We start from the raw sequence: 22,518 nt of genomic DNA on the forward strand, positions 1-22,518 counted from the left end.
CCTGTCGGTTGCACGGTTCCTATACGCGACACTTCGCGCAAACCCTCAAGATAATTTGAGGGCAAGAAGCAATTGATGCGTAAAGGCATTGAGTCAAAAGCACGCGTCGTTTGCCGGCGCAGAATTTGCGCGGACACATTCTGGCAAAGTCATTCTGCTCGGCGCGGCCTCAGGAAAGGCAAATGTAAATGAGTTTCATCAATCCATCAAAACCGTTCAGTCGTTCGCTGGCGGCTTCGCTCCTCCTCGCCCTTGCAGCCTGCTCGAATGCGGCCCAGGCCGCGACATACACGATGTACCGCGACGCAGGGTGCGGGTGCTGTCTTAACTGGGCCGGTCACGTAGAACACGGGCTCGAAGCGGAGGTCGCCTCGGTCGACTCCGACGACATGGCTGCACTAAAGACAGCCAGGGGTGTACCGCAGGATCTGTGGTCGTGCCACACGATGGAAGTCGATGGCTATATCATCGAAGGCCACGTGCCGGCCGATGCCGTCGCGAAGCTATTACGCGAACGCCCCGAAGGAGTGGCAGGCCTGGCCGTGCCCGGAATGCCGCTTGGCTCGCCCGGGATGGAACTCGGGGACCAGGTGCAGCCCTATGATGTCATCGCCTTCGGCCCAGGCGGGCGGAGCGTGTTCGCATCCTACCCGTGAATATGGGCAGCCCTTTTTGCGCCAACTCTGACGGAGGACCATCATGTCGGACTATTCGGTCAAAACCTCAATTTTCATATGGGGCTGGACACTCAGCCTCTTCCTGCTTTTCAGCTACCTGATCTGCATCGGTTTCGGCCTGCTCGCGCCCGAACAGGCGCACATGCACGAAGCGTGGGCGCCGCTGCTTCCCGGTTTCGAGTGGCTGACCCTCTCGGGCTTTCTGGCAGGCGCTCTTGGAAGTTTTTTGTATGGTTGGTATATTGCTTTAATCGCGGTGCCGCTTTTCCGATATTTTCAGAAGCGTTTCAGTCGATAGACAGAGCTTGTCGCGGTAACTTGGTCCAAGAGGGGCAAGGCCTCGTCTGGCTCATTTCGATCGCATATTATTACTGGAGCTAGAGCCATTCCCAGAACTCCGTCCCAAGGAGAGAGGCGATCCCTGTTAGTTCACGTCGCCATCGGCGCTGTTCTGGGTGTAGTGATTCTTCACCCGCTCACGACGCTCGTCTTTTGGTACGAGTTTGGTGCCTTGGCCTTTGCCGACCAAGACAGCGCACTCAGCTTCATAATCGACCGGACTCTCTCCGCGTTTGCGTTCGAAATGTTTGCAATGAGCTTGATATATGCCGCGATCGGCGGCGCGATCGGACTGGGTTTTGGAGTGTATCATGTTCGGCTCGTGCACGAGCGGTCCAGAGTTCGCTTTCTGGAACGCGAACTCAATGAAGAACTTCCATTACTAATAGCTCGCGGCGAAAGCGAGCAGCTGGAATTCAAATCTTCCTTCCGTTGGGACAGGCGTCAGGAGAAAGTCAACCGCAGCTTGCAGCAAGTCATCGTCAAAACCCTGGCGGGGTTCCTCAACCAAGAGGGCGGCACTCTCCTTATCGGTGTCGAAGATGATGGCAGCATCGCGGGCATCGAGGCGGACATGCAAACGCTTAAGCCCGCCAACCAGGATGGCTTCGAACGTTTATTGATGGACACAGCAAAAGAGGGTCTTGGAGGACACGCGTGTGCTCTGATCCATTGTAGGTTCCACAAACTCGAGGAAAAGATCGTTTGCCGAGTTATTGTGGAGAAGAGCTTGGAGCCGATCTATTTTTCCGAAGGGAGCGTGGCCCGGTTCATGCTGCGAGCAGGCAATAGCACGCGTGAGCTCGATGTGCGCGAAGCTCAGGCTTATCTCCAGCATCGCGGGAAAGTGAGCATCTAACCGCTGGTCTGTGGGACAGCACGCGTGTTCGGAGCGCTTTGTCGATCGGCTCAGTTCCTGCAAATTTATGATGCGGTTGGGGCTTCGCCCCGCCACATACTCAAAAATATTGAGGGATGAGCCCCGACCGAACGTACTGTCCGGCATGATCTTTCTTGAACGGGAGACCATCGACAGGGGAAAGTCTTGCAAGACCATGAGCACGAGAATCAAAGCGAAACAGCTGGCTCGATAACCCTGCTGGGCGGCGTGGCGATGGGAACCGGCGTCATGATCGGTGCCGGCATATTCGCGCTGACCGGGCAGATCGCCGAGCTTGCCGGTCCGCTCTTCCCCTTATCCTTCATCGCTGGCGCGCTGGTAACCTCGCTGGCGGCGTACAGCTATATCAAGATGTCGAACAAATGGCCGTCTTCGGGCGGCATCGCGATGATCTTGCAGAAAGCATACGGACCCGGCGTGATCGCCGCCTCTGCCTCGCTCCTAATGGCGCTGTCGATGGTGATTAACGAGAGCCTCGTGGCCCGCACCTTTGCCACTTACGCGCTGCGCCCGTTCGGCCTCGAAAGCAGCGGGTGGCTCGTTTCTCTCGCAGCGCTTGCCGTCATCATTTTCGCCTATCTCGTCAATGCAGCGGGCAACAAGTCGGTAAGTGGCTTCTCGCTCATCATGTCCGCCATCAAGATCGGCGGCATCGCGCTATTCGCAGTCGCGGCGATCTGGGCCAGCGGTTTTTCATCAGGCGCGTTTTCGCAGCCCGTTTCGCTGACGAATGCAGAAGCCCTGCTCGCCTCGGTTGCCTTCTCAATCCTCGCCTTCAAAGGCTTCACCACGATTACCAATAGCGGCGGCGAAATCGTCGACCCGCACAAGAATGTCGGCCGGACGATCATGATCTCGATCGCGGTCTGTATCGTGATCTATCTGCTTGTCGCAGTGGCGGTGGGTTCGAGCCTGAGCATATCCGAGATCGTCGAGGCGCGCGATTATTCGCTCGCAGCAGCGGCGCGTCCGGCGCTGGGAGAACTGGGCTTCTATTTCACCGTCGCGATCGCGATCGCCGCAACGACTTCGGGCGTGATCGCGAGCGTATTTGCCGTGTCGCGCATGCTTGCGATGCTGACCGACATGAAGATGATCCCGCACAGCCATTTCGGCATGAGCGGCGGGATACGCAGCCACATGCTGGTCTATACGGTGGTCATTGCCGGGACGCTTGCCGTCCTGTTCGATCTGTCGCGGATCGCCTCGCTGGGCGCCTTCTTCTACCTCGTCATGGATATGCTGGTGCACTGGGGCGTCCTGCGTCACCTGCGCAAGGAAGTCGGCGCGCGAGCATCAATACTTCTTACAGCACTCGCGGCAGATGGCGTGGTCCTCGCAGCCTTTACCGCGGCCAAATTGCGCAGCGATCCTGCCGTTGTCGCCTATGCGGCGATCGGCATCGTCGCGGTGTTCGTGGGGGAATGGATCTACCTCTCGCGCAATTCCGAAGCGCCCGCTTCTCACAAAGATGATCGGTCAGGAGAGAAGAGTTGATGGCACCTTCTTCAACCAGCTTTGCCGCTTTTACGCCGGGCTTTTTCGAAACCGTTTCCCGAAAACCTGAGTTGACGAAGCGAAACGTCAAGAAAAACAGATGGAGCGATTCATGACGACCCGAACAGCGGCGGTCTACCGCATGGTGATGGAGGACCATGTCTGTCCCTATGGCATCAAGACGGTCGATCTTGTCAAGCGGCAAGGCTTCGAGGTCGACGATCATCACCTGACCAGCAGGGAGGAAACCGATGCGTTCAAGGACAAGTACGACGTCGAGACCACCCCGCAGACCTTTATCGAAGGCAAGCGCATTGGCGGCTATGACGATGTCCGCGAATTCTTCGGCAAGAGCCGCTCGCAGCCTGAGGAAGGCGAAACCAGCTATCAGCCGGTCATTGCGATTTTCGCGGTCGCGCTGCTGCTCGCGCTAGGGCTGAGCTGGGCGTTTTTTGACGACCTCTTCACTGTCCGGGCCGCAGAATGGTTCGTGAGCCTGTCGATGACCCTGCTCGCCGTTCAGAAGCTTCAGGACGTGCGCAGTTTCTCGACGATGTTCCTCAACTACGACCTGCTCGCACGGCGCTGGGTGCCCTATGGCTTCGTCTACCCGTTCGGCGAAGCCGCTGCCGGCATTCTCATGACCGCGGGCGCGCTGACCTGGCTCTCGGCCCCGCTGGCATTGTTCATCGGCACAGTCGGCGCTGTCAGCGTCTTCAAGGCTGTCTACATCGACAAGCGCGAGCTTAAATGCGCCTGCGTGGGCGGCAGCAGCAATGTGCCGCTCGGCTTTGTCTCGCTGACCGAAAATCTGTTCATGATCGGAATGGGTCTGTGGATGGGCGCGAAGCTTCTCGCATGATCACCGCGCTCCTTCTCTCCGTCTTTCTGTTCCTCTCGGCTGTCGCTTCGCACCTTGCCATTCTGGGTGTCGGTCACCGGCTTCTCGACCGGCGCCGCGATACGCAGGCAAAGCTTGCCGTTTCGCTGCTCGTGCTCGCGTCGCATTTCCTCGTGGCGATCCTTTTTGCCGCAGGTTTCTGGCTGGGCGCGCAATGGGGCCTGGGAGGTTTCGACAAGGCGCCTTCCATGGACTGGATGGACTACTTCTATTTCTCGCTCATCAACGTGACCACACTGGGCCTGGGCGACATTTATCCGACCGAGCACCTGAGAGTCCTGGCCGGCGTCGAGGCCCTCACCGGCTTCGCTCTCATCAGCTGCTCGGCGCAGCTATTCTGGACCATGATGCACAAAGGAGAAAAAGCATGACTGAAAAGACGACCCACTCGGACAAGGGAGGGGGCGGCAGCTACTGGCGATTCATGGCCATGGTGTCGACCTCGACCGTGATCATGTTCTTCCTGATGTATGCCAACACCTTTACCGTCGATGATCTTTTCTGGAGCGAAACGCGCTTCTGGATGATGTTTGTCATGGGCGCGATGATGATGGTTGTCATGCTGCTCTTCATGTGGGGCATGTACAAGGACCGGACCAAGAACTTCATTATTCTGGGCGTCGGCGCCTTCGTGTTCGCCCTCGCGCTGTGGCTGGTGCGCAGCCAGACCACCGTCGACGATACCGAATATATGGCAGCGATGATCCCGCACCACTCGATCGCGATCATGACCAGCGAACGCGCGAGCCTGAAGGATCCTCGCGTGCGCGAACTCGCTCAGGCCATCATCGTCGCCCAGCGCCGCGAAATCGCCGAGATGAAATATCTCATCGACGATATCGAGCAGAACGGTCCTCGGACCGAAGAACGCCTGCCCGAGGAGATGCAGCCATGAACAAGATAGCTTTCACGGCGCTCATCGCGCTACCGCTTGCCGCCTGCAATTCGAACACCGCTCCGGGCAACGACCGCGAAGCCCAGCTCGACCCGCCTGCCACTGCCGCGCCGATCGAGGATGCGGCCAGTGCACTGGCAAATGTTGACTCAGGCCTGATGCTTCCCGGGACCATGAATGACGCGGATCTTGCTGCTCTGGGCGCAGGACAGGCCTGCCAGTTCCGCCTGACCGAAGTGGCCTTTCCCTCATTTGTCTATGACGGCGACGGGGGCGGAGCAATCAAGATCAATGGCAAATTGATCCCCGTCACTGCCGATGGCCCCGGCAGCTATTCGAACGGTGAGCTTCGGATCAGAACCCGCATGCTGGATGATGAAGGCGATGCGAGCCTGCAGATGCAGGAGATGATCGTGGCAGCGCCAAGAGCCAAGGATGAGTTTGGCTTTTGGGGCTATACCACCTGTCCAGCCGAGGGAGCCTGATACTGGCAGGGCGCATGGGCGGGCCGTCGGTTACCCCATGCGCCCGCGCCTCCGCCCTTCGTCGCCCTCACCAGTTTTAACAGGAACAAGCAGATGACCGATACGAGGCCCATCGCTGTCTTCGGCGCAGGCGGGAAGACCGGCACCGAGCTACTGAGGCATGCCCTTGCCCGGGACATACCGATCCGCGCCTTCGAACACACGGTGCCCGGACCAGACGAGCGGGTGGGCGACTTCGAATATATCGAATGCGATGTGCTGTCGGACGATTTCGCTGGCGATCTCGATGGCTGCCGCGCGGTTATCTCGACCCTCGGTGTCGCTTTTGGTCCGGGCAATGCGATCGATCCACCGCCGCTTTATACCGATGGCACGCGCAACCTGCTCGGGGCGATGGCACAGACGAAGATCGACCGCATTGCCGTGATCTCCGCTGCCTTTGTCGAACATCAGTCGAGCGTCCCGGCCTGGTTTGAGCTCACCGCCAAGCCTGCATTGTTCAATATACTCGAGCAGATGCGCGCCATGGAAGCGATGCTCAGCGACGCCCAAGGTATCAAATGGACGGCCGCACGGCCGGGCTGGCTGCTGGATGAGCCTTACACCGGCGATGCCGTCATTACGGACGAACGCTTGGCAGAAGGCTGTTTCCGCTGCCGTCATGCTGATCTAGCGGCGAGCCTGCTTGAATTCGTGTGCGAAGATACCTGGATCAACGCAAAGCCTGCCATCGGCAGGCCCGAAGCCGAACGTTTCGAAAGTCCTGCCGCCATCAAGGCCGAACTCGGGATCGATTAAACGTCGTAACATTTTTCAATCTGTAACGAGCCCGAACGTTACAGACTTTGAGCAACAGACAAGGAAGTCGCATGTTTCTGGAGAAAATCAAAACCCCCGGTCTCTCACACCTTTCCTACATCATCGGCTCGGGCGGAAAGGCAGCGGTCATCGATCCGCGCCGGGACTGCGAGGTCTATGTCGAAAAGGCCCGGGCCGAAGGGCTGGAGATAACGCATATCTTCGAAACCCATCGCAATGAGGATCTGCTCAGCGGCTCGCCGATCTTGGCCAATTTGACAGGAGCCACGGTCTATCACGGGCCCAACGCGGCAGGCGAAGTCATCTTTGCCAGGACCGCGCGCGAAGGCGATTGTTTCGAGCTGGGTCAATTGAAGATCGAAGTGCTTGAAACACCTGGACACACCGACGATCATCTCGCTTTCGTCATCCATGACAGCGAATATTCCGAGGGGCCGGTCGGCGTCTTTACCGGCGATGCCCTGTTCGTCGGCGATGTCGGGCGCACCGATTTCTATCCCGAGCGCAAGGAAGAAGTCGCGGGCCTTCTATTCGACTCCCTGCAGAAACTTTGCGGCCTCGGCGATCAGGCGATTATCTACCCGGCGCATGGTGCGGGCTCGGTCTGCGGGTCGGGAATGGCGGACCGGGAATTCTCGACAATCGGCCACGAGCGGCGCAACAACCCGCGCCTGCGCATCTCCGACCGCGACGAGTTCATCGAGGCGAAGGTAGCAGAGCACCACTACCAGCCGCCCTATTTCCGGCTGATGGAGCGGCTCAACCTTGCAGGGTCCGATGCCGCGCCGCGCGTCATGCGGCCAAGGCGTCTGGGGCTGGAAGACCTTAGCGAGAGCGGCGCCGATCACCTGGTCGATGTGCGCGAGCCGCTCGCCTACGCTGCCGGCCATCTGCCGGGTGCCATGTGCCTTCCGGTTGGAATGATACCGGCCTTTGCCGGATGGTTCCTCGGTGAAGGCGACAGGATCGCCCTCATTGCTTCCGAGGAAGGCCAGCTAGCCCAGGCCATGGCCCATCTGGTGCGCATCGGTCTCGATAATGTTGTGGGCGGCTATGTCGGCGTGGTTCCAGCCGCCGCACAGGGCAAAGCGATGCGCAGCATTCCCATGATTGGCACCGAGGAAGTCGCGCGCAGGCTCGATCAAGACAGCGGCGAGTGGACCTTGCTCGACGTGCGCGACGCGGACGAACGGCAAGAAGCAAGCATCGACGGCTCAGGACATATCTATGTCGGTGAGCTCAACACGCGGTGGGAAGAGCTCGACCGCGACCGCCACTACACGCTGATGTGCGCGAGCGGCATGCGGGCGAGCGTTGCGGCGGGTTGGCTGGCCAGCAAGGGTTTCGAGCACCTCGATATCTATCTGGGCTCTATGGGGGCGTGGACAAACGCCTCCGGCTGAAGCGCCAAAATCTTGAAAAGCAAGCCAAAATCTTTTGCGAGATTTTGCTCGTATGTGGTAGGTGAGCTTGCTCTTCGCTCAACGAGCAGCGCGACCGGGCGCTTTATCCATCGAGTGACTTCCTGGTCCTCGAACGAAGACGAATGCCAGCGCCCCCAGGATAGCGATATTTTTGAGCAAAGGACCTGTGTGACCTGGGGCGATATGGATCGCAAGAGTTATCGGAACGAGGGTAAGAAATAACGCGGTGCATGAGAGCCGGGTCATCCACCCCAAGGCCAGTGATGTTCCTGCACCGATGAAAACCAAGCCAGACAGCCACAAAAGAATGGACGCATCTCCAATTAGAGCAACGTGATCTTTCCATGGCGACAATGCCATCCGGCCCAGCATATATTCATGCGCAAGAAAATGCCCCAATCCGCCTATGATGAATATGAGGCTCAAACAGAGGCGGAAGACCGGATCGATCAATCGCACTTTTGCGGCCCATGTCGCTAGGCTGTTTTCCATATTCCGGATCATAGAGTTCTTTCCCCCTCAGGTTGATACGTCGATGGCAGACTTATTGGGTGCGCGGACCAGTTTCTTCGGGAGGCGTCTGTGGTTCACCCAAAACGTTGACCGGCAGTTTCAGATAGATCGTACCGTTTCCTTCTGCGCGAGGCATATTCCCTCCGCGAATGTTGACCTGGATTGATGGCAGGATGAGGCGCGGCATACCCAGCTGGTTGTCGCGCTCCTCACGCATGGCTACAAATGCATTCTCGTCGACCCCGGCATGGATATGAATGTTGCTGTGCTTTTGTTCTTTCACCGTCGTTTCCCATTGGTGCTGCGAGCGGCCCTCCGGCAGGTAGTCGTGGCACATAAACAGCCGCGTCTCCTCCGGTAGCTCGAAAATCCGGCGAATAGAGCGATAGAGCGTGCGTGCATCGCCGCCGGGAAAATCGGCCCGCGCCGTGCCGTAATCGGGCATGAACAGCGTATCGCCGACAAAGGCGGCGTCTCCGATAACATAGGTCATGCACGCGGGCGTATGTCCCGGCGTATGGAGTGCCTGGGCCGATATGGCGCCTAGGTCAAAGCTGTCATTATCGGCAAACAAATGGTCGAACTGGCGTCCATCGCGTGGCAGGTCCACTCCGGCATTGAATATCGGCCCGAAGGTGTTCTGCGTGACGGTGATCTCGCTACCAATAGCAAGTTTGCCGCCTAGTGCGCGGCGGATGTAGGGTGCGGCGGAAAGGTGATCGGCATGGACATGGGTTTCCAGGATCCACTCGCACTTGAAATCCATTTGCCGGACGAATTCGATCACTTTATCGGCGGACTTAGTCGCCGTTCGCGCCGCTGCGGCATCGAAATCGAGCACCGGATCGATCACCGCGCACGCCTTGGTTGCAGGATCGGACACGACATAGGTCACGGTGTTCGTGTTCGTGTCGAAAAATGCCTCTATGTCGGGTTTCATCGAATAGTCTTTTCGTATGCTGGTTGAGAGCGGTTCTGCGTAGGTCAGTCCTGCGCCCGGTCGACGTAATTACGGACGAAGTTTTCCAGCGCCGGTTCGTCGCACACGAAGCCCATATCCGCCGCCTTCTGTAGGGTCGCATCGCCGCTCATTCCCTGCTGCGACGCCAGATGCATTATTGTGAAGGCTCCTGCGCGCTTGCCCGAGGCGCAATGGACCAGCACCGGCTTCGGAAGCGCTTCGACACTGGCCCTGAACTCATCGACGAGCTCGTCCGATATGGTGCCGCCCGCCACCGGCAAGTGACAATATTCAAGGCCGAGCGATGCCACCACTTCACCTTCGCGGTCCGGGGCGAGAGGCTGATCCGCCTCATCCTGGCAGCGCAGGTTGACGACCGCCTTGTAACCATCCTCCGCCAATGCGCGCAGGTCGCCCTCGGAAGGCGGAGCGGTCGAGACGGCGAATCTGCCATTGAGGATCTTGATTTGGGTCATAAGGCATCATCCTGGTTCAGGTTCAAAGGTCCGGGTCCGCGATTGCGCGGCAGCAGATTACGATTGACTTTATATTCATACCTTCGCATATATGCAAGTATGAAAGCCGAAGATATTCGCGATCAAGCCGAAAAGGCGGTGGCATTGCTCAAGGCGCTGGGCAGCCACAACCGCCTGATGATCGCCTGCCAATTGGTTGAAGGCGAGCGCAGCGTGGGCGAGCTGGCCGAACTGCTGGAACTTCGGGAAACCGTGGTTTCGCAGCATCTGGCGCTTATGCGGAAGGATGGCCTGGTCGCAGCGCGGCGCGATGGCCGCACGATCCATTATTCGCTTTGCGGCGATGCGCCGCGCCGGGTGCTGGAAACGCTCTACGCCATCTATTGCAGCTCCGCCGACGATACGACCGGTCCAGCAGACGGCCATTGAACAGGCTTTCAGTTATGTTGGACAATCCCGGATGATGGATATCGGCGTCATCGTGGCGCTCCTATCGCTTACCTCGGGCCTCCTCGTGGGCTTTTCGCTTGGACTACTCGGCGGTGGGGGATCGATCCTCGCAGTGCCGTTGCTTGTGTATGTCGTCGGTGTTCACGACACCCATGTCGCTATCGCCACGTCCGCTGCTGCGGTGGCGGCCAGCGCCTTGGCAAACTTATTGTTCCATGCGCGAGGCGGCAATGTGAAGTGGCGCTGCGCAGGCCTATTCGCAGCATTCGGCGTTGTCGGAGCTGCCGCCGGATCAAGCCTGGGAAAAATTACATCGGGCGATCTGCTTTTGGGCCTGTTCGGTCTGGTGATGATTGTCGTCGGCCTCTCGATGCTGCGCGAGAAATCGGGCGGATCCGACCCGGATGTCCAGCTCACCCGAGCCACGGCGCTGCGCCTCACCCCGCGCCTCGCGTTCGGAGGATTGCTGGTAGGCGGACTGTCCGGTTTCTTCGGTATCGGCGGGGGCTTTCTGGTGGTGCCGGGTCTGGTTGCCGCGACGGCCATGCCGATTCTCAACGCGATCGGCTCCTCGCTGGTCTCTGTAGCCGCTTTCGGTACGACCACAGCCGCCAATTACGCCCTCGACGGACTCGTCGATTGGGAGATTGCCGCGTTTTTCATCGGCGGCGGCGGTATAGGCGGCTGGCTGGGTACTCGCGCATCGAACCTGTTGGCTAAGCGCAAACGAGCGCTGAACTTTATATTCGCGGCGGTCATCATCCTCGTTGGCATCTTCATAAGCGGCCAATGGGCGATAACAGCCATAACGTGATCGCTGCCTTTTCGAACCGAATTGTCCGAAGGATCAACACTGCTGTTCACCGGGCGAAGCTCAAGCCGCGCAGACGCAGGGCGTTGCCGATCACAGACACCGAAGACAAGCTCATCGCCGCTGCCGCGATCATCGGGCTGAGTAGCACTCCGAAGAATGGAAACAGTACGCCTGCTGCGACCGGAATGCCGAGCGTATTGTAAGCGAAGGCGAAAAACAGGTTCTGCCGGATGTTGCGCATCGTTCCGCGCGACAGCACGGTGGCCTGCACCACTCCTGTCAAATCACCACGAACCAGTGTGACCCCGGCGCTTTCGATCGCCACATCGGTACCAGTGCCCATGGCAATACCAACATCGGCGGCAGCCAGCGCAGGAGCATCGTTGATCCCGTCCCCGGCCATGCCGACCCGGCGACCTTGCGCTTTCAGCTCTTCGATCTTGCGGTGCTTGTCTTCGGGCGAGACATTGGCGTGTACCTCGTCGATACCCATTTCGCGCGCGACCGCTTCGGCAGTGCCGCGGCTGTCGCCCGTGAGCATAACGACCCGGATATCGCGCTTGTGCAGAGCCGCAATGGCCGCTGCACTGGTAGGCTTGATCGGATCGGCCACCGCGATGAGCCCTGCCGGACGGCCATCGAACGCAACGAACATCACCGTCTGACCCTGCTTGCGGCCATTTTCGGCCGAGCCGAGCCAGGCCTCGTCATCGATCCCGACGCGCCGCATCATCTTTTCGTTGCCGATCGCAACCCGGCCCCCCTGGACATTGGCTTCAACACCTTCCCCGGTCGTCGAAGCGAGATCCGTGGCATTGGCGGGCGAGACGCCGCGCGCTTTTGCGCCTTCGACGATGGCATGGGCCAGCGGATGCTCGCTGCCCATTTCGACACCTGCAACCGCTGCCAGGAATTCAGTTTCGTCGATGCCGTCTGCAGGCTTCACCGCCACCAGATCGGGCTTGCCTATCGTCAACGTGCCGGTCTTGTCGACCACCAGCGTATCGATCTTCTCGAGTGTCTCCAGCGCTTCGGCATTGCGGATCAGGATGCCGTGCTGGGCACCCTTGCCTGTGCCTGTCATGATCGACATCGGCGTAGCGAGGCCAAGCGCGCAGGGACAAGCGATGATCAGGACCGCAATGGCATTGACCAATGCGTAGGCAAGCGCAGGGGCGGGACCCCAGATTGCCCAGACCACGAAGGTGGCGATGGCGATCACAACCACCGCAGGCACAAACCAGCCAGCCACCTGATCGGCGAGCCGCTGGATCGGTGCGCGGCTGCGCTGCGCGTCGGCCACCATCTGGACGATCTTGGACAGCATCGTGTCCTTGCCCACGCCGGTTGCGCGCATGACGAACCCTCCAGTCTGGTTGACCGTGCCGCCGATGACAATGTCGCCAGCCTGTTTGGCGACCGGAAGCGGTTCGCCGCTGATCATGGATTCATCGATCGCGCTCGATCCCTCCTCGATTTCGCCATCGACGGGAACCTTGTCGCCGGGTCGAACGCGCAGACGATCGCCTGTGGTTAGCTGATCGAGCGGCACCTCGCGCTCGTCGCCTGAGCCAAAGATCTTGACCGCGCTGGGCGGTGCCAGCTCGAGCAGTGCGCGCAAGGCGCTCGAGGTCGAACCCCTGGCCTTGAGCTCGAGGACCTGTCCGAGCAGAACGAGCGTCGTGATGACCGCTGCCGCCTCGAAATAGACCCCGACCCGTCCCGAATGGTCGCGGAACGCTGCAGGGAACAGATCGGGCGCGACCGTCGCCACGACGCTAAAAAGATAGGCGATGGCCACGCCGAACCCGATCAGGGTGAACATGTTGAGATTGCGCGTCTTGAGCGACTGGATGGCCCGAACGAAGAACGGCCAGGCGCCCCATAGAACCACCGGGGTTGCGAGCGCAAATTGCGCCCACTGCGCCCAGGCCGGTTCTATCAGACGGTCGAAACTGAGCCCCGGTGCCATGTCGCTCATCGCATAGACGAACAGAGGCAGCGTGAGCAGCGCGCTCCACCAGAACCTACGCAGCATGTCGACCAGTTCGGGGTCGGGGCCATCGCCCAGCGAAACGGTTTCCGGTTCGAGCGCCATGCCGCAAATCGGGCATGAACCCGGCCCGGGCTGGCGGATTTCAGGGTGCATCGGACAGGTGTAGATCGTGCCTTCGGGCACATCCTCGACCGCGTCGAGATGCGCGCCCGAGAGATAGAGCTCGGGATCGGTGACGAACTTGTCGTGACAGCGCGGCGAACAGAAATAGTGTGTCGCGCCCTCATGCGTCGCGATATGCTGAGCCCCGTCGATTGCAACGCTCATGCCGCATACCGGGTCGATCGCGGTACCCTCGATCACACTCTGGTCCTTGCTCATCGCCTGTCCTTCCTAGCTCTTCACGACTACGAACTGCCCCATCATGCCTGCATCCTCGTGTTCGAGAATGTGGCAGTGATACATGTAGGGCAGGTCTGGGTCGGTGTGTTCTTCAAAACGCAGGAGAAGGCGTACCTGCTCGCGCGGGTTGACGATCACGGTATCCTTCAAACTGGTTTCCAATGGTGGGGGCGCTCGGCCATCGCGGTCGATCACACGAAACTGGACGTTATGGATATGAAACGGGTGGGCCATCATCGAAGCGTTGGCGATCTCCCAGATTTCCCATTGGCCGACTGGCACACGTTCGTTGATCACATTCATGTCCATCGCAGCACCGTTAATGGACATTCCGCCGCCCATCATGCCCATGTCGAGAACGAAACGCCGGGTTCGGACGGCTGACGACGGGTCGGTTGGAGCAAGCGATGCCAGTTGTGTCGGCACCCTGATGCGCTGGGCCGAACTTGCCGGCCTGATATCGAGGATTTGAAACACGTCTGCGGAAGCATCGCCGCTATCGCCGCGCCCCATCATCCCGCCGCCCATCATTCCGCGTCCGCCCATCATGCCCATGGCGTTTTCGGGACTGCTGGCAAGAAGGCGAAGCGGGCGTCCTTCCGAGAGATCGATAATTACCTGCGCGCGCTCCCCCGGGGCGAGCCTGACCGAGCGGACGATGTGCGAACGATCGAGCAAGCCGCCATCGCTCGCGATCAGTTGCATCGAACGATCACCTTCGAGCGAAAAATCGTAAAGGCGGGCGTTCGATCCATTGAGGATGCGCAGCCGCAATTGGCCTGTCTGTGCGTCGAACACAGCGTTTTCAGTGCCGTTGACGAATATCCGGCTCCCGCGCACGCCCATCATCCGCGCGTGCATACTCAGCGGGTACACCAAGCGGCCGGATCCATCGATCACGCGGTCCTGCACGATCAGCGGAATGTCGTCGACGCCATAGTCGCTCGGCAAGTCGAGGCGCTCTTCCTCGTCGTCGCGAACATAGATCGGTGCGGCGAGCCCGGCATAGACCTGCGGCCCGGCTCCGCGCTCCAAGTGTGAATGATACCAGTAGAGCGAAGCCCGCTGGCGAACTTGGAAAGAAGGCCTCCAGCGTTCGCCGGGACGGATCAACTGATGCGGTCCGCCATCGGCTGCGGCAGGAAGTTCGAAACCATGCCAATGGACCGTAGCGCCTTCGGCCAGCTTGTTGTCGATATGGAACTGCACCCACTCGCCCCGGCGCATTTCCAGCGTCGGTCCCAGATAGGGTGCGTCGATGCCGATGGTGGGCGAAGCAACACCGGTGACGAATTCCTTCTGGCCTGGGGTCAAAGACAAGCGGAAAACCCGTGCGCCCTGCTCAATCTCGCCACGCTGCAAGGGCGGTATAGCGAGCAAATTGGATCCGTCAGTGCTGTCCAGCATCGATGCGTCTTGCGCTTTGCATCCCGCAAGCGGGAACGCGGCAAAGCCTGCAGCAGCAAAACCAGCGCTTTTGATCAGTGTGCGGCGGTCCACGGGGAATGCCTGGGTTATGCGGGGTGTCCGGATCATGCTCCTCCTGTTTCGCGATGGGCGGCACCAGATTTGCCTGGCACCGCCCAACCGATTTACTCCTTCGTGATCGACGTGATCACACTGCCTTCAGAACCAGTACGAAATTCAAAGGCAATGCCCTCACCGACGCTTACTTCGCTGCGCAGTTGCTCATCGGCTTCGAACGCCATGGTCATTGCCGGCCATTCGATTGCGGGAACCGGGCCGTGGTCGACGGTGATCGTACCCGCTTCGGCGTCGATGGCGGTGACGGTGCCTTGCGCACTCGCGGACTGCATTGCGTTGCCGGTATCCGCCATCGGCATATCCTGGCCGTCCATCATCATTGCATCTTCAGCCATCGGCATGTCCTCCATCTCGGCAGTGTCCTGGCCAGAATCGCAGGCTGCCAGCGCCAGCGGCGCGGCCAATAGGGTTATGAGGGTTGTGTGACGCATTCTTCTTCTCCTTGGGGTTGGGTTGGCCGTTCCGGCCGGGGACGACGCAGCAACAGATAGGCTGCGGGAAGCACGAACATGGACAGGAGCGGCGCGGTGATCATCCCGCCGATCATCGGCGCGGCGATGCGGCTCATCACTTCGGAGCCAGCCCCAGTGCCGATCAGGATCGGAAACAGGCCGGCGAGGATGACCGCGACGGTCATTGCCTTGGGCCGGACGCGCAACAATGCCCCTTCACGGATGGCGGCGGAGACTTCCTCCGCATCCGGGTCCTCACCGCGCCGCTCCAGCGCAGCTTTCAGATAGATCAGCATGATGACGCCAAATTCGGCTGACACCCCGGCCAGCGCGATGAAGCCGACGGCGGTCGCGACCGACTGGTTGTATCCCATCAGGTAAAGCAGCCAGAAGCCGCCTGTCAGCGCGAACGGCAAGGTGCCCATGATGAGCAGCGCCTCGTCGAACCGGCGGAAGATCAGGTAAAGCAGCAGGAATATGATCGCGAGCGTAGCCGGAACGACGATCTGCAGACGTTCGTAGGCCCGCGTGAGATATTCAAACTGCCCGGCATAGGACAGGCTGACGCCCGGAGGCAGATCGACCTCGGCCGCGATAACCTCCTGCAGATCGCCAACCACAGAAGACAGATCGCGCCCGCGCACATCGATATAGACATAGCTTGTGGGACGGCCCTGTTCGCTCTTGAGCATGGGCGGGCCGCTGGTCACACGCACCTGCGCAACGGTACCAAGCGTGATCTGCTGACCAGACGGGGTCAGCACCGGCAGATTGCGCAGCTCGTCGACACTGTCGCGGATCTCGCGCGGATAGCGAACATTGATCGGGTATCTTGCGAGGCCTTCGACTGTACGGGCCACATTGGCACCGCCAATTGCGCCGGAGACGATCTGCTGCACGTCGGCGATGTTGAGACCGTAGCGGGCCGCTTCCAGCCGGTCGATATCGACATCGACATAGCGGCCTCCCGACAGCCTTTCAGCCAGCGCAGAACTGACGCCGGGAATGTTCTTTGCCGCCTGTTCGATCTGGAGCGCGACGCGTTCCAGCTCGCCGAGATCTTCGCCCGAAACCTTGACCCCGATCGGGCTCTTGATCCCGGTTGCGAGCATGTCGATCCGGTTGCGGATCGGCGGCACCCAGACATTGGCAAGGCCAGGCACCTGCACGGCGCGGTCCAGTTCCTCGACCAGCATATCCGGTGTCATGCCCTCGCGCCACTCATCGCGTGGTTTGAAGCGGATGGTCGTCTCGAACATTGTGAGAGGGGCGGGATCGGTGGCGGTATCGGCGCGCCCGGCCTTGCCGAACACGGTTTCGACTTCCGGTACGGTCATGATCAGCCGGTCGGTGCGCTGTAGCAGCGCTGACGCCTCTCCGGGAGACAATCCAGGCAGGGCGCTGGGCATGTAGAGCAGGTCGCCTTCGTCGAGCGGCGGCAGGAATTCGCCGCCAAGCCGCGAGAAGGGAACGAGCGTGGTCAGGAAGACCAGCCCAGCGATGACCAAAGCGGTCTTCGGGCGGCGCATCACCCAGTCTAGCCCGGGCCGATAGGCCCGGGTCAGCACGCGATTGACCGGGTTGCTGTCCTCTGCCGGAATCTTTCCGCGCACCAGCCATCCCATCAGCACCGGAACCAGAGTGATCGACAGGATCGCAGCAGCCGCCATGGCATAGGTCTTGGTAAAGGCCAGCGGTGCGAACAGCCGTCCCTCCTGCGCCTGCAAGGTGAACACCGGCAGAAACGACAAGGTGATGATCAGCAGGCTGAAAAACAGCGCCGGGCCGACTTCCTTCGAGGCATCCGCGACGATCCGCCAGCGCTCCTGGACGGACAGAACCGTGTCAGGGTTCTCCTCGGCCCAGCGCTCCAGATGCTTGTGGGCGTTCTCGATCATCACCACCGCAGCATCGACCATCGCGCCGACCGCGATGGCGATCCCGCCAAGAGACATGATGTTCGCGTTTACGCCCTGAAAGCGCATCACGATGAAGGCCGCGAGCACGCCGAGCGGAAGGGTGACGACCGCGACGAGTGCCGAGCGCGCGTGCCACAGGAACAGCAGGCACACCAGGGCAACGACAATGAATTCCTCGATGAGCTTGGAGGTCAGGTTTTCGACCGAAGCATCGATCAATTGCGAACGGTCGTAGGTGGTGACGATCTCGACCCCTTCGGGCAGGCTTGCCTGCAATTGTTCGAGCTTCGCTTCGACCGCCGCAATTGCGCTGCGCGCATCGGCGCCCTGGCGCAGAATGACGATACCGCCGGCAACCTCGCCTTCGCCGTTGAGTTCCGCAATGCCGCGCCGCAGCTCCGGGCCGATCTGGATATTGGCCACATCGTCCAGCGTTACCGGAGTGCCGCCCGCTTCGGCGCGCAAGGGTATGCTGCGAAAATCCGCCAGCGTGCCGAGATAGCCCGAGGCACGGACCATATATTCGGCCTCGCCCATTTCGACGATAGAGCCCCCGGTTTCCTGATTGCCTGCCTGCACCGCGCGGACCACTTGCGCGTGCGTCACGCCCAGCGAAGCCATGCGATAGGGGTCGAGCACGATCTGGTACTGCTTGACCATGCCGCCCACGCTGGCGACTTCGGCGATGCCGGGAATGGTTTTCAGCTCGTAGCGCAGGAACCAGTCCTGCAGGCTCCTGAGCCCGGCCAAGTCGTGACCGCCGCTGCGGTCGACCAGCGCATATTCGTAGATCCAGCCCACCCCGGTTGCATCAGGGCCGAGTGTGCTCTGAACCCCGTCGGGCAAGCGGTTCTGGACCTGGTTCAGATACTCCAGAACGCGAGAGCGCGCCCAGTAGAGGTCGGTCCCGTCCTCGAAGATCACATAGACGTAGCTGTCTCCGAAAAAGGAATAGCCGCGCACGGTCTTGGCACCGGGGACCGACAGCATGGTCGTGGCCATCGGATAGGTCACCTGGTCCTCGACGATACGGGGCGCCTGACCTGGATAGTTCGAGCGGATCACCACCTGTACATCGGAAAGGTCCGGCAGGGCATCGACGGGCGTCGTCCGTACCGCCCAGAAACCGGCCAGCGCCAACCCGATCGCTGCCAGCACCACGAAAAAGCGGTTGGCGATCGAGCTATCGATGATGCGCGCGATCATTGGCCGATTTTCCGGATCGAGACGATGCGCGGCCCCGTACTGGCTTGCACAAATGTGAAGGAGACCCGGTCGCCGCGCGCAAAACCGCGCAGCTGTTCCGGTCCTTCGCTGGCAAAGGGCATGGTCATTGCCGGCCATTCGAGCGCAGGCACCGGACCGTGGCGCAAGGTCACGCTGTTGGCGTTTATGCGCTCGATCGTCCCGGTCGCGCGATAAGTCTGCGGTTCATCTGCATCGTCCGACCCTCGGTCTTCGCTCGCACCGGATGGTGCCTGATCGACGGGACGCACGTCGATGCCCGCAAGGCTGGCTTCGGAATCGAGCAGGAACTGGCCCGAGGTGACCACTCTCTCTCCTGCAGCCAGCCCGGCAAGGACTTCGGTCCGTCCGTTCGCTTCGCGGCCGATACGGATTTCGGCGGGCCGATAGCCGCCACCTCCCTGCGCGATCATCGCCAGGGTCCGCTCGCCGGTGCGAATGACAGCTTCCGAAGGGACCAGCAGCGCTTCGCGCCGTTCAGGCGCGAGCATCACTTGGGCAAACATTCCCGGCTTGAGCCGCAGGCCCGGATTGGGCATCGCTGCCCGCACGGTTATCGTGCGGCTCGCATCTTGCGCGCTCGGCAGAATGGCGATGATGCGTCCGGCAAACCGTTCGCCGGGAAAGGCAGTGAGCGTGGCGCTCACCGGCTGCCCGACACGCGCGTTGCCAGCCAGTGCCTCGGGTACCGCCGCCTCGAGCCAGATCGGACTGTACCCGCTGATCTCGGCCAGCGATTGGCCCGCCGCCACGGTCATGCCCGGCCTTACTGCGAGCGACGTGATCGCGCCCGATTGCGGTGCTGTGACGGTGATGATCGTTTGCGGTCTTCCGCTTCGGGTGACCGAGGCGATCATCGAGTCCGGCATGCCAAGCAGCCGCAGGCGCTCGCGGGCGGCCCGGGTCAACGCTTCGTCGCCGGTTGCGGCAACAGCAAGATACTCGTTTTGTGCGCCGCCCCATTCGGGCACAAGAATGTCGACGATCGGAGCGCCTCTGGCAATCAGGTCCTGCGGTGCATGGCCGTAGGTCCGCTGAACATAGCCGCCGGCGCGCGGCTGAACGATCGCCATCTCGCTGCCGTTATATGCGAGCGTGCCGGTGACGCTGATTTCAGGCTCCAGCACGCCATATTCCGCTTCAGCAGTCCGGATCCCGAAATTCTGGACGAGCGTCGAATCGATACTCACACCCCCGGCGCCCTGCGCGTCGCCGCCCGCGCATTTGGGGACCAGCTGCATGTCCATGAAAGGAGATTTGCCCGGCTCGTCGAAGCGCTGGTCAGGGACCATCGGATCGTACCAATAGAGCACGTCCTCGCAGCCCGTATCTGTCGCTGCATCGCCGCCGCTCTCGCTGCCGAGCATTGAGAGACCGTAGCCCGCCAACAGACTGACCAGAGCAATACCAAGTCCAGCCGCATACATGCGCTGGCGCGGTGTGAATCGTTCGAGCGCGGAGTTCATGGCCTGCTCTCCCCGTAGGTCAGTCGCAGCCTCACCGCCGCCTCGACAGCTGCCTGTTCGCGCTCGAGTATCTCCAGTTCGAGCAGCGCGAGCGCGGATTTCGCCGCAATCACATCGACGAGATCGGCACGCCCGGCCGCGAAACTCGCTGTATCGAGGTCCGCGCGGTCGCGCGCCAGCGGAAGAAGCTCGTCACGCGCGCGTCCCCATTGCCGCACTGTGCTGCGCCAGGTTGCCAGATCAGCTTCGAAACCGGCAACCAACGCGCGCCTGCGATCCTCGCGCTCGGCCGATGCGGCAGCGGCTTCGGCTTCGGCAGCGGCAATGCGCGGATTCTGCCGCCGGTCGGTAAAGATCGGCAGTGTAATGGACCCCATGATCGACACCGCATCGCCGAAATCAGGATTGCGGCGACCATAGGTGACGCTCACCCCGAAATCGGGTCGTTTCTCGGCGCGTGCGAGCGCGACACCGGCTTCGGCCCGGCCTCGTTCGGCATCGGCCAGCAGGATTTCGGGATTGCTTTCGAGCTCGAACCGCAGCTGCTCCTCATCGAGGACAGCCGATGGCGCGGCTCCCAGAGCAACCGGATCTGCGAGCGGTATATATCGGGAAATCTGCGCTTGCGCAGTCTCGCGCTCGGCTTCGATAGCGGTAATCGCGTCTTCAATTCCGAGTAGCTCGCGCCGGATTGCCAGGCTCTCCGCCGGGCGGGCCGACCCCGAAGCAACTGCACTGTTGGCAACCGGAACGAATGCTCTCAGGTCGTCCAGCGCAGCCTGGGCAAGATCAAGCCGCGCTTGCGCATAATGGAGCCGGACCCAGGCCGTTCCCGCATCGGCGAGAAGAATACGCTCGGCCATGCCAAGGCGTGCCTCGGCGAGGCGCACTTCCGAACTGGCAACGCCGAACCTCGCCCGTCGACGGGCGAGATTGGGGATTTCCTGCTCGATACCGATTGCGATCTGCGTGGGGAGTTGCCGGTCTGGGTCGAACGCGGCAGGTCCGGTCACAGGAAGGTTCATGATCCCTGCACGCACACGCGGATCGGGAAGCTCGTCCGCCGCTTCCGCTGCCTCGCGCCGTGATTGAACACGCAGCGCGCCAGCTTCCAGAACGGGCTGTTCGCCCCGTACCGCTGCAAGTGCTTCCTCGTATCCGACAGACTGTGCTTGTGCAGTCTGCGCGGCGAGCAGGGCCGAAAACGGCACCCAGCCAATTCGCCAATCCATAATTCTCACTCTTTCAAAGCAAGCTGACCGGGAAGGTCCACGGCGCACGCGGTCAATCGACCGGGCGCTGGGCCTGTTTATCCGTCAAGCTCGCAAGCGATGCGATGCACCGCCCGGGAAATGCTAGATGGTGAGCTGGCGTTGTGGAGGTGGCGATTCCGGCGGTAGCGGCTGGCTCTCGAGCCTGCTGGCACTCGCGGAAAGGTACTGAGGCGCAACAAAAAGCGGTTCTGTATGCGCCAGTCCCGAGCCGGTAAGCGCCAGGGGCGGAAAACAATTCATCGCAACGAGACAATCGAGTGTCATCTCGCAGCAAGGCCCGTGCTGCTCGGCATTGTCCTTATCGGCCATCACCTGCTCGGGCATTGTGTGATTGGGCATGCCTTGCACCATTTCAGCGCAATCAGTCGTTCCGGCCACTTCAATCTGCGGAACAGCTGCCTGTGCTGCGTCCTGCACAAACAGGCCGAAGCTGAAGCAGATCAAAGTAAGAGCACGAATATACGTCACCGGTTTGGGATAGTCCGAACGCATACGATGTGCAAGTCGGTTATCAGGCTGAAGACAAAGGTCAGATTTATGTTTTCGCTTCAGCAAACCCGAAGCCCAAACCTATTGCTCAAATTTGCCTAACAGCAACCTGACTTTGACGCTTCCTCGGTGGGTTCCGATACCTCACGCACCAGATCGCCGGTCTCTTTTTCGTTCGCGTGCCGAGCAATGTCGGCTTGTGAAACGATGCCGCAACATTTGCCACTCTCGTCCACAACAGGAAGCCGCCGAACTTTGTTGTCCTCCATTTTGCTGCGACAATCATCGACACTCGTGTCGGGTGTGACAGTAATCGGAGAGCTTGTCATCACGTCTTCTACCGACGTGTCAGAAGACTTGCCGTCTGCGACGCAGCGACAAGCAATGTCACGATCGGTAATCACTCCGACCAGTGTGCCGGAATCATCTACAACCGGAATTTCGCCGCAGTCGTTTTTCACCATGAGATTAGCGGCCTCCCGTACCCTGGTCGAAGGATTGCAGCATGCAGGATTCGAGGTCATCACATTCTTGGCTTCCATGATATGTCTCCAATTTCTATTAAATACCTGAATATT

The 22,518-nt window shown here is 60.5% G+C and carries 23 protein-coding genes; 12 read left to right on the forward strand and 11 right to left on the reverse strand.

Going from position 1 to position 22,518, the window contains the following annotated elements; genetic code table 11:
* Positions 1-188: 188 nt before the first annotated feature.
* From E0502_RS14720 to E0502_RS14765, 10 genes are all read left to right on the forward strand, one after another.
* On the forward strand, positions 189-656 hold the full coding sequence (locus E0502_RS14720) for a DUF411 domain-containing protein (RefSeq protein WP_033193265.1): 468 nt from the start codon (positions 189-191) through the stop codon (positions 654-656).
* Between the two features lie 43 nt (positions 657-699).
* Positions 700-975: a hypothetical protein gene (locus E0502_RS14725; protein ID WP_010412775.1), complete on the forward strand. Its 276-nt coding sequence runs from the start codon at positions 700-702 to the stop codon at positions 973-975.
* Between the two features lie 162 nt (positions 976-1,137).
* Positions 1,138-1,875: an AlbA family DNA-binding domain-containing protein gene (locus E0502_RS14730; RefSeq protein ID WP_010412772.1), complete on the forward strand. Its 738-nt coding sequence runs from the start codon at positions 1,138-1,140 to the stop codon at positions 1,873-1,875.
* 255 nt (positions 1,876-2,130) lie between these two features.
* Positions 2,131-3,414: an APC family permease gene (locus E0502_RS14735; RefSeq protein ID WP_240049169.1), complete on the forward strand. Its 1,284-nt coding sequence runs from the start codon at positions 2,131-2,133 to the stop codon at positions 3,412-3,414.
* A gap of 112 nt (positions 3,415-3,526) precedes the next feature.
* Positions 3,527-4,276 carry a glutaredoxin family protein gene (locus tag E0502_RS14740; protein WP_165327860.1) on the forward strand — a complete coding sequence of 250 codons (750 nt, stop codon included), beginning with the start codon at positions 3,527-3,529 and terminating at the stop codon, positions 4,274-4,276.
* Positions 4,273-4,686 (forward strand): potassium channel family protein, encoded by a 414-nt coding sequence (locus E0502_RS14745; RefSeq protein WP_010412763.1) that lies wholly within the window; start codon positions 4,273-4,275, stop codon positions 4,684-4,686. Before E0502_RS14740 ends, E0502_RS14745 begins: the two co-directional genes overlap by 4 nt.
* Positions 4,683-5,210 carry a DUF305 domain-containing protein gene (locus tag E0502_RS14750; RefSeq protein WP_010412760.1) on the forward strand — a complete coding sequence of 176 codons (528 nt, stop codon included), beginning with the start codon at positions 4,683-4,685 and terminating at the stop codon, positions 5,208-5,210. The genes E0502_RS14745 and E0502_RS14750 overlap by 4 nt, the downstream gene beginning before the upstream one ends.
* Entirely contained in the window at positions 5,207-5,695 is a 489-nt protein-coding gene (locus E0502_RS14755; protein WP_010412757.1) for a DUF6692 family protein, read from the forward strand. The genes E0502_RS14750 and E0502_RS14755 overlap by 4 nt, the downstream gene beginning before the upstream one ends.
* Before the next feature lie 93 nt (positions 5,696-5,788).
* Positions 5,789-6,493 carry an NAD(P)-dependent oxidoreductase gene (locus E0502_RS14760; protein ID WP_010412754.1) on the forward strand — a complete coding sequence of 235 codons (705 nt, stop codon included), beginning with the start codon at positions 5,789-5,791 and terminating at the stop codon, positions 6,491-6,493.
* A gap of 71 nt (positions 6,494-6,564) precedes the next feature.
* The gene (locus E0502_RS14765) at positions 6,565-7,917 is read left to right on the forward strand and encodes an MBL fold metallo-hydrolase (RefSeq protein WP_010412751.1); all 1,353 of its coding nucleotides are present in this window, start codon (positions 6,565-6,567) and stop codon (positions 7,915-7,917) included.
* A gap of 78 nt (positions 7,918-7,995) precedes the next feature.
* Here E0502_RS14765 and E0502_RS14770 read toward each other — a convergent pair whose 3' ends face one another.
* From E0502_RS14770 to E0502_RS14780, 3 genes are read right to left on the reverse strand one after another with little or no spacing between them, the layout of a single operon-like run.
* Positions 7,996-8,442 carry a DoxX family protein gene (locus E0502_RS14770; RefSeq protein WP_081432281.1) on the reverse strand — a complete coding sequence of 149 codons (447 nt, stop codon included), beginning with the start codon at positions 8,440-8,442 and terminating at the stop codon, positions 7,996-7,998.
* A 40-nt stretch (positions 8,443-8,482) separates the two neighbouring features.
* Positions 8,483-9,391, reverse strand: a complete 909-nt coding sequence (locus tag E0502_RS14775; protein ID WP_010412746.1) for an MBL fold metallo-hydrolase — start codon at positions 9,389-9,391, stop codon at positions 8,483-8,485.
* Between the two features lie 44 nt (positions 9,392-9,435).
* Positions 9,436-9,888: a protein tyrosine phosphatase family protein gene (locus tag E0502_RS14780; protein WP_010412743.1), complete on the reverse strand. Its 453-nt coding sequence runs from the start codon at positions 9,886-9,888 to the stop codon at positions 9,436-9,438.
* 99 nt (positions 9,889-9,987) lie between these two features.
* Here E0502_RS14780 and E0502_RS14785 point away from each other — a divergent pair, with 99 nt between their 5' ends.
* Positions 9,988-10,317 (forward strand): ArsR/SmtB family transcription factor, encoded by a 330-nt coding sequence (locus tag E0502_RS14785; protein ID WP_010412740.1) that lies wholly within the window; start codon positions 9,988-9,990, stop codon positions 10,315-10,317.
* 31 nt (positions 10,318-10,348) lie between these two features.
* Positions 10,349-11,152 carry a sulfite exporter TauE/SafE family protein gene (locus E0502_RS14790; RefSeq protein WP_010412736.1) on the forward strand — a complete coding sequence of 268 codons (804 nt, stop codon included), beginning with the start codon at positions 10,349-10,351 and terminating at the stop codon, positions 11,150-11,152.
* A 46-nt stretch (positions 11,153-11,198) separates the two neighbouring features.
* Here the strand turns inward: E0502_RS14790 and E0502_RS14795 are convergent, their stop codons facing one another.
* From E0502_RS14795 to E0502_RS14830, 8 genes are all read right to left on the reverse strand, one after another.
* Entirely contained in the window at positions 11,199-13,529 is a 2,331-nt protein-coding gene (locus tag E0502_RS14795; RefSeq protein WP_010412733.1) for a heavy metal translocating P-type ATPase, read from the reverse strand.
* A 12-nt stretch (positions 13,530-13,541) separates the two neighbouring features.
* Positions 13,542-15,086: a multicopper oxidase family protein gene (locus E0502_RS14800; protein WP_049762430.1), complete on the reverse strand. Its 1,545-nt coding sequence runs from the start codon at positions 15,084-15,086 to the stop codon at positions 13,542-13,544.
* A 56-nt stretch (positions 15,087-15,142) separates the two neighbouring features.
* Positions 15,143-15,526 (reverse strand): copper-binding protein, encoded by a 384-nt coding sequence (locus E0502_RS14805; RefSeq protein WP_225982093.1) that lies wholly within the window; start codon positions 15,524-15,526, stop codon positions 15,143-15,145.
* The gene (locus tag E0502_RS14810; RefSeq protein WP_010412724.1) at positions 15,505-18,672 is read right to left on the reverse strand and encodes an efflux RND transporter permease subunit; all 3,168 of its coding nucleotides are present in this window, start codon (positions 18,670-18,672) and stop codon (positions 15,505-15,507) included. The genes E0502_RS14805 and E0502_RS14810 overlap by 22 nt, the downstream gene beginning before the upstream one ends.
* Entirely contained in the window at positions 18,669-20,177 is a 1,509-nt protein-coding gene (locus E0502_RS14815; RefSeq protein WP_011413841.1) for an efflux RND transporter periplasmic adaptor subunit, read from the reverse strand. The genes E0502_RS14810 and E0502_RS14815 overlap by 4 nt, the downstream gene beginning before the upstream one ends.
* Positions 20,174-21,409, reverse strand: a complete 1,236-nt coding sequence (locus E0502_RS14820; RefSeq protein ID WP_137678719.1) for a TolC family protein — start codon at positions 21,407-21,409, stop codon at positions 20,174-20,176. The genes E0502_RS14815 and E0502_RS14820 overlap by 4 nt, the downstream gene beginning before the upstream one ends.
* 123 nt (positions 21,410-21,532) lie before the next feature.
* A complete protein-coding gene (locus E0502_RS14825; protein WP_240049144.1) occupies positions 21,533-21,919 on the reverse strand; it encodes a hypothetical protein in 387 nt (128 codons plus the stop codon).
* A 119-nt stretch (positions 21,920-22,038) separates the two neighbouring features.
* Complete coding sequence (locus tag E0502_RS14830) at positions 22,039-22,482, reverse strand: CBS domain-containing protein (RefSeq protein WP_090479084.1); 444 nt, start codon at positions 22,480-22,482, stop codon at positions 22,039-22,041.
* Positions 22,483-22,518 lie beyond the last annotated feature (36 nt).

Origin of the sequence: Parerythrobacter lutipelagi (assembly GCF_005434975.1) — a bacterium.
Lineage (GTDB): Bacteria > Pseudomonadota > Alphaproteobacteria > Sphingomonadales > Sphingomonadaceae > Parerythrobacter_A > Parerythrobacter_A lutipelagi.